Source organism: Amycolatopsis orientalis DSM 43388 (assembly GCF_000411975.1).
GTDB lineage: Bacteria > Actinomycetota > Actinomycetes > Mycobacteriales > Pseudonocardiaceae > Amycolatopsis > Amycolatopsis orientalis_D.
In genome coordinates this window covers 42,031-56,936 of sequence record NZ_ASXG01000124.1, presented here as the reverse complement: position 1 = coordinate 56,936, position 14,906 = coordinate 42,031, and the positions used below count along the sequence as shown (strand labels likewise).

Below are 14,906 nucleotides of genomic sequence, written 5' to 3'. Positions count from 1 at the left end.
GTCAGCGTTGACAGTCGGGCACCGGCTCGGGCGGTGTGACGTGACGCCCTCGGGTCGAGGGTGTCACGGGCTGGGGCCTCGGGCGGCACAGGCTATCGGACCAGTGCGGCGACGCGGTCGATGTAGTCGGTTCGTCCGATGAACCCGCCGACGCGTCCGGGGGGAACTGCGAGCCCGTCGATGAGCGCGTCGAGGTGTCGGGCGACGTCTTCGGCGGCGGCAGCGTGGGCGTTGTGTAGCACGTCGAGGTCGCCGGGGTGCAATGAGCCGTGGTTGAGGTGCCAGCCGGCCGAGTCCAGCAGGGCGTCGATTCCGTAGAGGTGTCGTGCGGAGTCGAGGACGGTGCGCCACCGGCCTTCGGAGTTCGTTGCCGCTTGATGGAATTCCTGCAGGGTGCGGCGCACGATGTGCACGCGGGCCAGGCGCTCGATGTCGTGGAGGTGATCACCTGCGTCGTCGTGGTTGATGCGGTGCCGCAGTTGGTCGGCGAGGACGCGTTCGTGGACAGAGACGAGGCGGCAGACTGAGCGCGAGTCGCCCATGCCGATGCCGGGCGCGCTGCGTGCGGGGGCGCTGGTTCCTTCGATGAGTTGTCTCCCGGCTTCCAGCAGCAGGAGCCGGGTGTCGCCACCGGCGGCGTGGAAGCTGCGGGCCATGTCCTCGTAGACGGCGATTCGGTTGGCGTGCAGGACGCCTTGGAAACCGCAGAGGCGTCTGCACGTGGCGCCAATGCCTTCGAGAGTGGTCGTGGCGGCTACCTTGGCGAGGGTGCGGTCGCGGTTGGCGGCGAGCCAGGGCGCGTAGCTGGCGTGCTCGACTTGTTGGGGCGTGCCGGTGGCTGCGGTACTGAGACGTTCGTTGATGAAGTCCCGGCGGACTTTGTCAACGTAGAAACCGGTGGCGTAGACGTGGGCGACTGCTGAGGCGAGTTGGGCACGGTGGGTGGAGAACCCGAGCGCGGGTGTGCCGGGGTAGCCGATGAGGCGTTGTGTGTTGTACCGGGCGGCTATGGCGACCGCGGCGCGGGTGGCAGAAGCAAGGGCGACTGCGGCTGAGGTAACGGCGGCGTTGACGCCGCTGAGGGACCGCGCCAGACGCTGTCCGGCCGGAAGGGGGTCGTTGACGCCGGTGCCGGTGATGGTGGCGGTGTCGGAAAGCCAGTAGCCGAAAGGGATCTCGGCGTGCTGGAAGCGGATCACTGAGTAGTCCAGCGGCACCGGAGCCCCGCCGGGAAGCACGGTGACCCGCGCTTGCGGGTGCGGGAATCGGAATGCGAAGGCGTGCACCCCGTGGTCCGCATCATCGACGATGAGCCGCGCGTTGACGACGGCCGTCCGGGCAAGTCCGGTCCAGCCGACGTTGGGCATGATCTTCAATGCGGTGTCGTCGGGGGTGTGCAAGATGAAGGAGGAGCGGTCGCGGTGGTAGCGGGCCTCGGTGCGGATATTGACCTGTGATCCGCCGCGCCCGAGTTCGGTGGCCACGATCGCGCCGGGCGCGTCCATGGTGTCGAGGTCGGCGATGAGGGGGTCGAGGTCGCCACCGGGGCGGCCGCATTCGACGAGGGCGGTGGTGGCGACCCCGTAGTGCACCATCGCGGCGTGCATCATCGCGGGGTCTATGATCCCGGCCCACTCCATTCCCGCCATGAGTCTTTCGGCGTCGCGATGTACTTCCGTAGCCGGTCCGAGTACCCGGCCGAAGGCTTGGAGGCGCTGGTAGGTGGCGTTGATCCCGGTGCGGCTGAGGTCGAATTCGGGTTTGTCGAGGAGTTCGTCGAGTTCGGCCCACACGGGCATGCGGTCACCGAAGATCGGGTTGGGTGTCATCGGGCGAGTACCTCGCTGTACCAGTAGCGGCGGAGGTTCCAGGAGCGCTGCGGGTGACGTGGTCGCGACCCGGTTCGGGTGGGTGGGGCGGCGATGATGGCGTGAGCGTTCGCGCCGGAGAGCCCGAATGAGGAGACGGCGGCGCGGCGACGGCCGTCGAACGGCCACGGCTCCACCGCGGTCGGTACGCGCAGCGCGGAGTGGTCCCAATCGATGGCTGGCGCGGGTGCGTTGTGGTGTAGCGAGGCGGGAACCCTCCCGTGTTGCAGCGCGAGGACGGCTTTGATGAACCCGGCGATCCCGGCGGCCGGTTCGAGGTGCCCGATGTTGGTCTTCACCGACCCGACGAGGCACGGGTGGGGGTTCGCTCCATACACCTCGTGCAGGGCCGTGAGTTCGACGCTGTCTCCGACGGTGGTACCGGGTCCGTGTGCTTCGATGTATCCGATCTCGCTGGGGTGGCAGCCGGCGTCAGCGAGGGCTTCGCGCATCATGCGAACCTGCCCGGGTGCGCTGGTGGTGACGATGTTGCGGCCGGATTGGCCATTGGCGTTGATGGCGGATCCTTCGATGACCGCGTGGATCGGGTCGCGGTCGCGAACCGCGTCGGGGAGTCGTTTGAGCAGGATGACCGCGATGCCTTCGGCTCGGGCGTAGCCGTCGGCGTCGGCGCTGGCGAACGCGGAACGGCCCCGTGGGGACAGGGCCTTCGCAAGGCCGTGTGACGGTCCGGCGTCGGGGTTGAGGATGAGGTGTGCCCCGGCGGCGAACGCGGCGTCCACTTCCCCGTTGCGCAGGGCCTGGCACGCGGTGTGGATCGCGGTGAGCGACGCCGAGCAGGAGGTGTCGAGCGTGATGCTCGGGCCTTGGAGGTCGAAGAAATACGACACCCTGCCGGACAGGAAGCTCTTCAGCCCTCCGCCGGACAGCGAGTAGATGTTCGGCGGCACGACGGGCACGGACAGATCCCAGTAGTCGGAATGGCTCTCGCCCACCCAGATCCCGGTGCGGGGTCCCGCGATATCGGGCGGGGCGAGCCCGGCGTCGTCGATGGCCTCCTGCACGGCCATGAGCAGCAGCCGCAACCTCGGATCGGAGCGGTGTGCCTCCCGGGCGCTGAATCCGAAGTGTTCGGCATCGAACTGGTCCACGTCGGTAACGAACCCGCCGGCCCGCATGATCGGCTCGTGGGGGTTGGTGACGCGGTCGGCAGGCACCGGCCCGACGGCGGCGCGGCCGTCGCGGAGCAGGTCCCAGAACTCGGCGGGGTTGCTGGCTCCGGGAAGGCGGCAGGCCATGCCGATCACCGCGATCGGGTCGATGTGGCGGGCAGAGGCGTGCGTATCGCGTGCGGCGATGCGGATGATCTCGTCACGCTGTTCGGTGACGGTGAAGTGTCCGGCCTCGAGCAAGTGGAGCGAGACATTGGCGTGCGTGGTTTCACGCCACCCGACGAGGTCACCCAGCTCGAACAGGGGGTCGCTGGTCCCGCTGATGACCGTGATCGGGCAGGGCAGCATGTGTCGCACGGGACGGTAGTGACCGACCGCGGTGGCATCGGCGCGGATCACGTCGACATTGGCGCGAATCGCGTCGCGGGCCGACTCGGGCGCCCCGCCAAGCCCGATGACTTCGGCGACGATGTCATCATCGGGCAGCCCGTGCAGAGACGAGAAGCGGCGCGGCGGTAGGTGTGGTGGCGGGGCCGACAGGATGAACAGCCGCTCCGGGCCGGGGGAGACGCGTTCGGCGAGGACAGTGGTGACGGCATGCGCGAGCCACGCGCCCATCGAGTGGCCGAGGAAGTAGTACCGGCCGGTGAGCCGCGGGATGACCTCGTCGGCGATCTCCTCGGCAAGCGTGCGCAAGGACCGCGCGAACGGTTCGTGGCCTCGCGGCCCTCGCCCGGGCAGGATCACCGGGAGCACGTCGATTCCCGGTATGCGCCAGACATCGAACAGTGTTACGGGCGCGCCGGAGTAGGGGAAACAGATCAGGTGCGCCGCGGCACCCGGGTTGGGGTCGTGGTGCAGCCACGGAATGGTCGGCACGGTCTGGTCCTCTCCAACGAAACAGGCTAGTACTGGGTGAAACCGCCATCGACACTGATCGCCGCACCGGAAATCGCCCCTCCCTGAGGGGACACGAGTACGGCGACGACCGCGGCGACTTCGGACGGTTCGACCATGCGGCCGAGATCGCCGGTGTAGTAGGCCGCGGCCTGGCCGAAGTCGACACCGGCGGTTTCGATGGCGCCCTGGAGTTCCCGGGGGATCATCTCGGTGTCCGTGATGCCGGGGCACACGGCGTTGGCGGTGACACCCCGCGTGGTGACCTCTTTCGCGAGGGTCTTGGTGAAGCCGATCAGAGCATGCTTGGCGGTGGTGTAGCCGACGAGCCCGGCGGCACCGGTCTTGCCCGCGATCGAGGACATGTTGACGATCCGGCCGTAGCCGCGCGGCAGCATGTGCGGCAGCACGGCGCGGCAGGCCCAGAACGCCGAGTTGACGTTGAGGGTGAACGCGCGGTCCAGTGCGTCGTCATCCACTTCGGACACTGGCCGACCGTCGTCGGTGACACCGCCGGCATTGTTGACCAGCACATCGATCCGTCGGTGTTCGTCGACGGTCTCCTCGATCAGGCTGGTGACCTGCTTGGGATCGGTGACATCGCACGGGATGTAGCGGGCCCGGCCGCCCGCCCCGAGCTCGGCGATGGCCTTGCGTCCCCGTTCGGCGGAGCGTCCGGAGATCACGACGGTACCCCCGTCGTCAAGGAACTTCTTGGCACAGGCCAGGCCAATGCCTGCGGTGCCACCGGTGACGACAGCGATCTGCCCCATATCCAGGGTTCCTTCCGTTGGTCAGGCTGCGGTGAAGGCGAGAACCGCGTTGTGTCCACCGAAGCCGAAGCTGTTGGAGATGGCGGTGTCGAACCGGCCGGTGCGAGCGTTGGACGCGACGAGGTCAAGCTCACGGGCCCGGTCACACGGAACGTCGAGATTCGCGGTTGGTGGCACCGTCTGTGCGCGCAACGCCAGCGCGGCGTACGCGGCCTCGATTGTTCCAGCCGCGCCCAGCGTGTGGCCGGTGACACCCTTGGTGGAGGTCACGACCGCGCGGGGCATGAGGTCTGCGATCACACCGGCTTCGACCGTGTCGCCGGTGGGTGTGGAGGTGGCGTGTGCGTTGACATGGTCGATCTCGTCGAGGGCGAGCCCGGCGTCGCGGCACGCGGCACGGATCGCGGCCTTGGCCCCGTGCCCGTCCGGGTGAGGAGCGGTGATGTGGTGTGCATCGGCACTGGCCCCATACCCAGCGAGGTGGGCGAACGGCCTGACACCGCGCGCGGCGGCGTCGTCGTCCCGTTCGAGCACCAGAATCCCCGCGCCTTCGGCCATGACGAACCCGTCGTGGTCGCGATCGAACGGGCGAGATGCGCAGGCAGGCGGATATTTTCGGGCTCGCGTCAGCGCGCGGAGTTTGTGGAACCCCGCCACGTGCAGCGGTGTGACGCTGGCGTCCGTTCCGCCGCAGACCACGATGTCCGCCCCGTCAGAACGCAGCAGACCGAGGCCGATGCCGATCGCGGTCGCGCCGGACGCGCAAGCCGTGGAGACGACCATGTTGGGTCCGGTCGCGCCCAACTCGATCGACAGGATTCCGGAGACCATGTTCACCAAGCTCTTCGGGAGAAAGCGGGCGTTCACCGCTTCCGGGCCCGCGGCCAGAAGCCTGGCATGGTTGTCCTCGAACGCCTGGATCCCACCGAACGCGGTGCCGACCACCACCGCGACTCGCGCTTCGTCGAGCACGGCCGCGGTGATCCGCGCGTCGTTGAGTGCGGCTCGCGCGGCGACGAGCGCGAACTGGGTGCTGCGGTCGTAGTGGCGGGACACACGGCGCCCGGTGAGCCGGTCGACGTCGAACGTGCCGGGCACGGTGCTGGCGAACCCGACAGGCGCTTCGCTGAGCGTATCGACGACACGGGCGGTGGGACGTGCGGCGCACACGGCGGCCCAGTTCGCGGCACGGCCGATGCCAGCCGGAGTGACGAGCCCGATCCCGGTGATCGAGGCGGGAGCGCGACTGGCCACGGCGCTATCCACCCACCTTCGCCGTGACGGTATCGATCACCTGCTCGACGGTGTTCTTGTTGGTCAGCTCCTCATCGGCGATCTTGATGCCGAACTTCTCCTGGAGAATGTCGACAAGTTCGATTGTCGCAACGGAATCCACGCCAAGATCGTCCAAAGTCGTCTCTGGCGCGATGTCCTCGGCGACGACCTCGAAATTTTCGCTCAGAACAACAGAAAGATAGCGGGACACGTCAGACATCGTGCGTCGTCTCCTGTGAGCGCGGGGGGATTTGCAAGATTCTTGCGGAGCGATATCAACGTTGCCATGAGGCAACTCCCGCCGGTAGCCGCTGAACGTGTGCACTAGACGTGTTCGTGTAACTACAGCCAGTCGTAGATCGACTGTGGGGGTTCAAACCAGGATCACAGCCTCGGTCCTCGTCGTTCACCCAGCTCACCAGGCCACTTGCGCGAGAAGGCCCGCAGGTGAACGGGCACCCACCGCGCAGGACGTCAACCCCCAACCCGGCCACGGGCAGCGACAGCGATCACATCCTTCCGGGAAGCTCGCCTTACCGAGGGCGACCACAGCCTTGGCCCGCGCCTGGTCTACTGGCCTGCTTCGTCTCGCCGACCAGCGCGCGTCGGCACACCCGACGCGCGTGGAGTAGCCCGGTCCGGATGGGGCATCGTGGTCTCGCTGGTGCGGGTTGCCCAGTCCCCGCGGGGGATCGTGTCAGGCCGGGAACCCACCCGCGCGCAGCAGGGCACTCGGCAGCTTCTTTTCCAGCTGTTCCTCCAGCCAGCCCGCTGTCTCGATGGTCGTCGACAGGGCGATCCCAGTCGGCAGGCCCGTTCGCTCGAGCAGGTACACCAGGTCCTCGGTGGCCACGTTGCCGGTCGCGGCGGGCGCGAACGGGCAACCGCCCGCGCCGCCGATGCTGGCGTCCAATGTGGTCACCCCGGCCTGCACCGCCGCGGCCGCGTTGGCCACACCGGTGTGCCGCGTGTCGTGCAGGTGCACCCGCAACGGCAGGTCCGGCCCGGCGATCTCCCTGGCCAGCGCTAGCCGGGTGGTGATGTCCGAAGGCACCGCGACACCGATGGTGTCGGCCAGGGCCAGTTCGTCGGGCCCCGCGTCCACCACCCGCAGCAAGACCTCGGTGAACCGCTCGACGGGCACCTCGCCCTCGAACGGGCAACCGAAGGACGCGCCGATGGTGATCGTGCTCCACACCCCGGCGGCCCGCGCGGACTCGACGAGACTCGCGGCGATGTCACAGGCTTCGGCCGTGGTCATGCCCTGGTTGCGGCCGCAGAACGTGTCGGTGGCCACCACCACGGCGTTGATCTCGTCCACCCCGGCGGCGAGTGCCCGCTCCAGGCCGCGCTGGGTCATCACCAGACCCGCGTAGGTCACGCCCTCATGTCGCGGCAGCGCGGCCATCAGCGCGTCGGCGTCGGCCATTTGCGGCACCCGCTTCGGGTTGACGAAGCTGGTCACCTCGATCCGGCGGGCCCCGCCCCGCACAGCCCGTTCGACGAGCTCGACCTTCGCCTCGGTGGACAGGATGATCGACTCGTTCTGCAGGCCGTCGCGGGGCGCGACCTCGACGATCTGAACGTTCATCGCTTCTCCGACAGGTAGGTCACGGCCTCGGTCTCGCTGACCACCTCGCCACACTTTTCCTGGATGTCGAACAGGTTGGCGTCGTTGATCTCCGGCGTACGGTCGCCGACCGACTCGCGCACGACCAGCGGGATGAACCCGTGCTGGATGGCGTCGAGCGCCGAGGCGCGGATACAGCCGCTGGTGCTGACCCCCACGATGACGACGGTATCCACTCCCTGGGCGCGCAGCATCGGCGCCAGCGGGGTGGCGAAGAAGGCGCTCGGATATTGCTTGACCAGCACCACCTCCGCACCGGCCGGAGCGACCTGGGGCATCAGCTCCCCCAGTTCCCCGCCGCCGTCGAACAAATGGCGCAGCGCGGGCACCTTGCGCACGAACACGCCGCCATCCACGCCACCAGGACCGTACGCCACCCGGGTGTGTACCACCGGTACATGGTTTTCCCGGGCGGCGGCCAGCACTCTGGCCGCCGAGTCGAGGCACTCGCTGGATGGCAGCCGCAGGGGGCTGCCCTCCACGAAGTATGACCGCATCAGGTCGATGGACACGACCGCGGGCCGCGCGCCGGCGGCTAGACGGCCGCCGAAAGCTTCGTTGATCCGCCCCATCGAGCTCACCCCGCGACCGGCGGACTCGGTGCCGGCAGGCCTGTCTCTTCCAGCGCGCGCTCCAGGATCGTCTCGATGGCCGGGCCGGTGTTGAAAGTCGGCAGCGAGGCCGGCCGGCTCGCTTGCAGCTCGGCACGCAGATGGTCGGTGGCGGCCACGTCGACCACGCCGTTCTCGTCGACGACCACGCCGTACCGGCGCGCACCCTCGGCGGTGACCAGGCCGCGGCGGACCTCCAGGGCCACCAGCTCCGGGTCGCGGGCGAGCGGGTCGCCCCAGCCGCCGCCACCCCAGGTGACGAAGTGCAGCAGGTCGCCGGGCTGGACGGGCACGTCGTGGACCTTGCTGCCGAGCACCTCCGTGGTTCCGCCGACGCGCTCGATCCACTTGCGGCTGCGGGCACCCGGGGCGCCGCCGTTGACGCCCCACGGGTAGGTCAGCCAGCGGTCGTCGTGGATGGCGATGGTGCCCGACTCGAGGAAGCGGTAGGCCACGTCTACGGCGTTGCCGCCGCGGTGCAGGCCCGCGCCGCCGGTGTCGGCGACCGTCTCCCACTTCTCGATGCGCAGCGGGTAGTAGGACTCCAGGTATTCGCACGGGATGTTGACGAACGAGGGCCACAGCGAGTGCCCGTCCGGACCGTCGCCGAGCGGACGGCCGGGGATGCCACCGAAGCCGATCGAGTACAGCTGGAACCACTCGCCCTTGCGCTCACCCTGGCTGTAGGTGCCGGAGTACATGAAGTGCGGCGAGGAGGAGAAGCCCGCCGCGTTGAGCAGGTCCGGGTTGGTCTGCCCGAGCAGGCCTCCGAACAGGTCGAACACGCGGCCGATGCCGTGGTTGCGGGCGTTGAGCGCCGCCGGGTACTTCGGCTTCCAGAACGACTCCTCCGGGATGACGACGTCGACCAGCGGGTAGAAGCCGTCATTCCACAGGATCTGCGGGTCCGCAACGGTGATCATGTAGATCCCGAAGAACATGCGGATGAGGTTCTCGTTGATGAAGTAGTTGATCGGCCCCTGCGCCTGCGGGCTGCTGCCCGAGAAGTCGAGGGTGACTTTCTCCCCGCTCCGGGTCAGGCTGAGCTTGAGCTCGTAGGGGCCGTAGCCCAGGCCGTCGTCGCAGATGTAGTCGGTGAACGAGATGGTCTCGCCATCCTTGAACACGGTCTCCAGCAGGACCTTCATCGCCCGGTAGTTGCGGTCGAGCAGCTGGTCGAGCGCGGAGTTGTAGGTGTGCACGCCGAACCGGGCGCACATCTCCTGGATCCGGCGGGCGGCGGTGCGGCAGGCCGCGACGATGCCGTTGAGGTCGGCGCGGTTCCAGTCGGGCTTGCGGACCTGGTTGAGGATGATCTTCAGGGCGTCCTGGTCCAGATTGCCCTTCTTGTACAGCTTGAAGGGCGGGATGACCACGCCCTCCTCGTAGATGGTGCGCGCGTCGGTCGGCATCGAGGCGGGTGTCTTGCCACCTACATCGGACATGTGGCCGAACATCGAGGCCCAGCCGACGATCCGGCCCTCGAAGAAGATCGGCAGCACGACCAGCCAGTCGTTGGCGTGGCTGATGGCCGCGCCGCAGGAGTACGGGTCGGAGGTGAGCAGGACGTCGCCCTCCTCGATGTCCTCCTCGAAGTTCTCCAGGAAGTCCGGAATGGACAGGCCGAACTGGCCGACGACCATCTTTCCCTCGCGGTTGGCGATGAGCGGGAACTCGTCGTGCTGCTCGCGGATACCGGGGGACAGCGCCGTGCGAAACAGCACCTCGTCCATCTCGTGCCGGGCGTTGCGCAGGCCGTTCTCGATGAGGTCGAGGGTGACTACGTCGACCTCCACGGTCTGCAGTGCTTCGGTCGCGGTCTCGATCAAACGTGCCATTGTCAGTTCTCCGAGGTGCGGTCGGCGGTCTGGTCGACCGGGCGAATGAGGAGGCTGCCGCTGGCGTGCACCGTGACCGCGTGCCCGGGCAGCACCAGGGTGGTGGAGTCCATCTCGGTGACGATCGCCGGACCGGTCACCATGTTGCCCGCACGCAGCAGCGTGCGGTCGTAGATGCCCGCCTCGACCTCGGCACCCTCGACCCAGATGGTGTTGGTGGTGTACAGCGCGTGGGACGAGTCCTTGCCGTCCTCCTCCAGTTGCGCGGTCGTGACCTCCGGCCGGGGCCCGTGCGCGGTAGCCCGGATGGTCACCAGCTCGTGCTCGTTGTCCAGCACGAACGAGAACAGCCGCTCGTGCTCGGCGTCGAACGCTCGGCGCAGGCCGTCGAGACCCGCCTCGCCCTCGTCACCGAAGGTGTCGAAGGCGATGGTGACCGGGATCTCGAAGCCCTGGCCGTGGTACCGCAGGTCGGCCTGGTAGACGACGGTCTGGTCCCTGGCGGCCACACCCTGCTCGGTGAGCGTGGCGCGGGCCTTGCCGGCCAGCTCGGTGAGCAGGTCCTTCAGGTTCTTGTCGGTCAGCTCGCCGAACCGGCGGACCAGGGTGCGCGCGGCCTCGTCGCGCAGGTTGGTGGTCGCGTCGCCGTAGGCGCAGAGGACACCGGGTGACGGCGGGATGATCACCGGCCATGAACCGGTCAGCTTGCCCAGCGCGTTGGCGTGCAGCGGGCCCGCACCACCGAAGGCGACCAGGGCGAAATCACGCGGGTCGAAGCCCTGCTGGACCGAGACCAGGCGCAGCGCACCGAACATGTTCTCGTTGACGATGTCGATGATGCCCGCCGCGGCGGCCTCCACCGAGTGCAGGCCGGTGGCGTCGGCGATCGTCTTGACCGCGGCCCGCGCGGCCCCGCGGTCGAGGGTGATCTCGCCACCGGCCAGGTCGGTGGGCAGGTAGCCGAGCATGACGTTGGCGTCGGTCACCGTCGGCTGGGTGCCGCCGTGGCCGTAGACGGCCGGGCCCGGGGAGGCACCGGCGGACTGCGGGCCGACCCGCAGCGCCTGGGTCAGCGCGGGCACGTGGGCGATCGAACCGCCACCGGCACCGACGGTCCGCACGTCCACCGAGGTAGCCCGCACGGTGAGGTCACCGACGTTGGTCTCCCGGCCGATACGCGGGGTAAGGCCCTGCACCAGCGCCACGTCGGTGGACGTACCGCCCATGTCGAAGGTGAGGAAGTCGGGAAACCCGGCCTGCTCGGCGACCCAGGTCGCACCGGTGACCCCACCGGCCGGACCGGACAGCAGCAGGTTCACCGGGTTGTCGGCGGCCACGTCGGCGGAAACCAGACCACCGTCGCTGCGCAGGATACTCAGCCTGCCGTCCACGCCGGCATCGCTCAGCTTGCGCGCGAGGTTGTCCACGTACAGGGCCACCTGCGGCTGTACCGCGGCGTTGGCCACTGTGGTGACGGTGCGCTCGTATTCCCGCAGTTCGGGCAGCACGGCGGAGGAGATCGACACCGGCACACCCGGCAGCATTTCCGCGGCCAGCGCGGCCACCCGCTGCTCGTGACCAGGGTTGGCGTAGGAGTTGATCAGGCTGATACTCAGCGCCTCGATGCCCTGCTCGCGCAGCTTGCCCAGCTTGGCGCGCACGTCGCCCTCGTCGAGCGGGGCGACCTCGCTGCCGTCGGCCGCGATGCGGCCATGAACCTCGACAGTGTCCTCCAGAGCGGCCAGCGGCTCCGGCTTCGGCCAGATGATCCAGCCCGCCAGACCGCCGGGCACGAACGAACGGGCGATCTGAAGGACCTGGCGGAAGCCCTCGGTGGTGACCAGGCCGACCCGGGCACCCTTGTCCTCCAGGATCGCGTTGGTGGCGACGGTCGTGCCGTGGAAGACCTCACGGATCTCCGACAGCGACACGTTCGCGAGTTCACAGGCCCGCTCGATACCGCGCAGGACGCCGATGGACTGGTCCTCCGGAGTGGACGAGGTCTTCGCCCGGTAGGTCTGACCGGAATCCTCGTCGATCAACAGGATGTCGGTGAACGTGCCCCCCACGTCCACGCCGAGCCGGTAGGTCACAGTCTCCTCCTCAGATGACACCGGCCGAGCGCAACGAGACAACGTCGTCGTCGCCAAGTCCCAGCAGGTCGCGATAGATCTCGTCGTTGTGCTCACCGAGTTCCGGTCCGACGTGCCGGATCCGGCCGGGACTCTCGGAGAGCTTGGGCACCACGTTGTGCATGGCGAATTCCCCCAGTTCGGGGTGAATCAGCCGGGTGATCGCCTCGCGCGCGGCGAAGTGCGGGTCGGCGAGCATGTCCTTGGCCTGGTAGATCCGGCCTGCGGGCACACCGTGCTCGTTCAGTTTGGACAGCAGATCGTCGGCGGTGTACTTGGCACTCCATCCGGCGATGAGGTTGTCCAGCTCCGCCATCGACTCGCCGCGAGCGCCGTGCGTGGCGTACCGCTTGTCGGTGGCCAGTTCCGGACGGTCCATCGCCTCGGCGAGCCGCTTGAACACTGTGTCCTGGTTGGCGGCGATGAGGATGATCTCGCCGTCGGCCGTCGGGTAGACGTTGCTGGGAGCCACGTTCGGCAGCGTGGAACCCGTACGCGCCCGCTGGTACCCGGCGATCTGATATTCCGGGATGAGCGATTCCATCATCGCCAGCACGGCCTCGTAGATGGCCGAGTCGACGACCTGGCCCCGCCCGGTGCGCGCCCGCTGGTGCAGCGCGACCAGCGTGCCGACACACGCGAAAGTGGCAGCGAGCGAGTCACCGAGCGAGATACCGGCCCGTGACGGGGGCCGGTCCGGATCACCAGTCACATACCGGATTCCCCCCATCGCCTCACCGATAGAGCCGTAGCCCGCGCGGGAGGAGTAAGGGCCGGTCTGACCGAAACCACTCACCCTGGTGATGATCAGCCTGGGGTTGAGCTCCCACAGCTTCTCCGGCGAGAGCCCCCAACGCTCCAGGGTGCCAGGGCGGAAATTCTCCACGAGGACGTCCGCGCTCTCGATCAGCCTGCGCACGATGTCCTGGCCCGCCCCGGAACGCAGGTTCGCGGTGACCGACTTCTTGTTCCTGGCCACCACCGGCCACCACAGAGACTTGCCGTACGGGCGCTCACGACCCCACTGGCGCATCGGATCGCCACCCTTCGGGTCCTCGACCTTGATCACTTCAGCGCCGAAATCCCCAAGGAGTTGGCCGCAAAACGGTCCGGCCAGCAGCTGACCGAGCTCCACGACCCGGACGTCATCCAGGGGCATCGGGTTACTCATAGATCCACCCATCCACACAGTTGCATACAATCAACTGTCATCTGTCATCAAGTGTCGACATGATTCACTGGAAGTTATGCGACTGGACGTGCGCTGTCAACGCACGATCCGAAATGTTGCATACAACTTTTCTGGTCGCTACTGTCCTTGACAATGAGCGACGCCAATCGGGACCACCCCGACACCGTGCACGCGGCGGATCACGCCTACCGGCTGATCCGCGAGGAGATCCTGTCCGGCCGACGGGCTGCGGGTGAATGGCTGCGCGAGAGTGAGATGGCCGAGTCGACCAGGGTCAGCCGTACCCCCGTCCGCGAGGCGTTCCGCAGGCTGACCGCAGAAGGGCTGGTGCGCTACGAGCGCCACCGCGGCGTGCAGGTGCAAAGCTGGAGCGAACGGGACCTGGACGAGATCTTCAGCCTGCGCTCGGTGCTGGAACCGTGGGGCTGCCGGCTCGCCGCCATCGCCGGCACAGCAGACGTGACCAAACTGAACGAAATGGCCTGCCGGATGGACGAGCTGGCCCCCGGCGGCCACCCCTCTGACGTGGATAAGCTCACCGAACTGAACAACCAGTTCCACCAAATGATCCTGAAAAGCGCCGACAACGAGCGCCTGAACAACGTGACCGCCTCGGTAATCCAGGTGCCGCTGGTCTGGCGAACGTTCGCGCGCTACACCCCGGAGGCCCTGCTGCGCAGCCTGGCCCACCACCACGAACTGGTGACCGCACTCGCCGCAGGCGACGAAAACTGGGCCGAGTCGGTCATGCGCAGCCACATCCGCGCGGCCTGGCACTCCATCCGCTCCACGGAAAAAACGACCCCGCCCACCGAATCAGCAAGCTGAACCGCACAAGCCTGACCAGACACTCACTCAGGACGCTGCGGGTCACAAATGCAGGCACTTCATCGCGGCTTGCTTACTAAGCCTCGATCCACCGACGGGTGGGGTCCGGTGGGCGTGTCGAAATAGGAGAAGTGCCTTCTGAGCTGGGATGATTGGAGTTCTCACGCAGCAATCGGACCCAGCCTTGGAAGGCACTTCGAGTGCAAGTCTCGCACAGGTTCGCCGAAGAGTCGGCGCTATTCGACGATGACCATCTCGTGTCGCCGGCCGGGCTGGTGCCAGTGATGGCCCTGGCTGAGCAGACCGGACTGCCGCAGCTGCTGGCGGAGAAAGTGTCCATCGCCGCGCCGCGTATCGCGTCCGGATCGGCGAACCCTGGCCCGAAACTGGGCACGCTGATCGCGGGAATGTGCGCGGGCGCGGACTGCATCGACGATGTCGATGTCGTGCGCTCGGGTGGGATGAGGGCACTGTTCGGCGGGGTCTACGCCCCCTCGACGTTGTCGGCGCTCATGAAAATCTCGTGAGCGGAAAACAGAGCCGGAGGGCTGGGGGGCCGTGCTGCGCGCCTGCCGGCCTGTCTGATGTCGGGACCTGGGAAATGCCGTCGGGTTGGGCTTTCGGGATCTTCTCAGGCATCCGGGCCTCCGGGACGGATCTGTGGAGCGATCCGTACGTGCCGTTCCACGGCGAAGCCCCGCGCGGCCCACGCGCGCATGATCGGGGTGG

11 protein-coding genes and 1 pseudogene are annotated in these 14,906 nt (G+C 67.9%); 2 read left to right on the top strand and 10 right to left on the bottom strand.

Annotated elements, in window-relative coordinates; genetic code table 11:
• Window positions 1–92: 92 nt before the first annotated feature.
• The 10 genes from L942_RS24340 to L942_RS24295 all read right to left on the bottom strand — a co-directional run bounded on the left by L942_RS24340 (window position 93) and on the right by L942_RS24295 (window position 13,328).
• Window positions 93–1,829, bottom strand: a complete 1,737-nt coding sequence (locus tag L942_RS24340; RefSeq protein ID WP_037364623.1) for an acyl-CoA dehydrogenase family protein — start codon at window positions 1,827–1,829, stop codon at window positions 93–95.
• On the bottom strand, window positions 1,826–3,880 hold the full coding sequence (locus L942_RS42095) for a beta-ketoacyl synthase N-terminal-like domain-containing protein (RefSeq protein WP_051166193.1): 2,055 nt from the start codon (window positions 3,878–3,880) through the stop codon (window positions 1,826–1,828). Before L942_RS42095 ends, L942_RS24340 begins: the two co-directional genes overlap by 4 nt.
• A 26-nt stretch (window positions 3,881–3,906) precedes the next feature.
• Window positions 3,907–4,671 (bottom strand): SDR family NAD(P)-dependent oxidoreductase, encoded by a 765-nt coding sequence (locus L942_RS24330; RefSeq protein WP_037364621.1) that lies wholly within the window; start codon window positions 4,669–4,671, stop codon window positions 3,907–3,909.
• Window positions 4,672–4,692: 21 nt separating this feature from the next.
• Window positions 4,693–5,925 carry a beta-ketoacyl-[acyl-carrier-protein] synthase family protein gene (locus L942_RS24325; protein ID WP_106965007.1) on the bottom strand — a complete coding sequence of 411 codons (1,233 nt, stop codon included), beginning with the start codon at window positions 5,923–5,925 and terminating at the stop codon, window positions 4,693–4,695.
• Between the two features lie 4 nt (window positions 5,926–5,929).
• Window positions 5,930–6,166 carry an acyl carrier protein gene (locus tag L942_RS24320; RefSeq protein WP_037364620.1) on the bottom strand — a complete coding sequence of 79 codons (237 nt, stop codon included), beginning with the start codon at window positions 6,164–6,166 and terminating at the stop codon, window positions 5,930–5,932.
• Between the two features lie 477 nt (window positions 6,167–6,643).
• On the bottom strand, window positions 6,644–7,537 hold the full coding sequence (locus L942_RS24315; RefSeq protein ID WP_037364618.1) for a hydroxymethylglutaryl-CoA lyase: 894 nt from the start codon (window positions 7,535–7,537) through the stop codon (window positions 6,644–6,646).
• Window positions 7,534–8,148, bottom strand: coding sequence for an isochorismatase family protein (locus L942_RS24310; protein WP_037364921.1), 615 nt, complete (start codon window positions 8,146–8,148; stop codon window positions 7,534–7,536). The genes L942_RS24315 and L942_RS24310 overlap by 4 nt, the downstream gene beginning before the upstream one ends.
• A 5-nt stretch (window positions 8,149–8,153) precedes the next feature.
• Window positions 8,154–10,025, bottom strand: coding sequence for a hydantoinase B/oxoprolinase family protein (locus tag L942_RS24305; RefSeq protein WP_037364616.1), 1,872 nt, complete (start codon window positions 10,023–10,025; stop codon window positions 8,154–8,156).
• Between the two features lie 2 nt (window positions 10,026–10,027).
• A complete protein-coding gene (locus L942_RS24300) occupies window positions 10,028–12,118 on the bottom strand; it encodes a hydantoinase/oxoprolinase family protein (protein WP_037364614.1) in 2,091 nt (696 codons plus the stop codon).
• 10 nt (window positions 12,119–12,128) lie between these two features.
• Window positions 12,129–13,328 carry a CaiB/BaiF CoA transferase family protein gene (locus tag L942_RS24295; RefSeq protein ID WP_037364613.1) on the bottom strand — a complete coding sequence of 400 codons (1,200 nt, stop codon included), beginning with the start codon at window positions 13,326–13,328 and terminating at the stop codon, window positions 12,129–12,131.
• Between the two features lie 153 nt (window positions 13,329–13,481).
• Between L942_RS24295 and L942_RS24290 the strand changes: the two genes are divergently transcribed.
• Complete coding sequence (locus tag L942_RS24290; protein ID WP_051166192.1) at window positions 13,482–14,177, top strand: GntR family transcriptional regulator; 696 nt, start codon at window positions 13,482–13,484, stop codon at window positions 14,175–14,177.
• A gap of 200 nt (window positions 14,178–14,377) precedes the next feature.
• Window positions 14,378–14,695: pseudogene (locus L942_RS24285) on the top strand (IS1380 family transposase); the annotation flags it as partial.
• Window positions 14,696–14,906 lie beyond the last annotated feature (211 nt).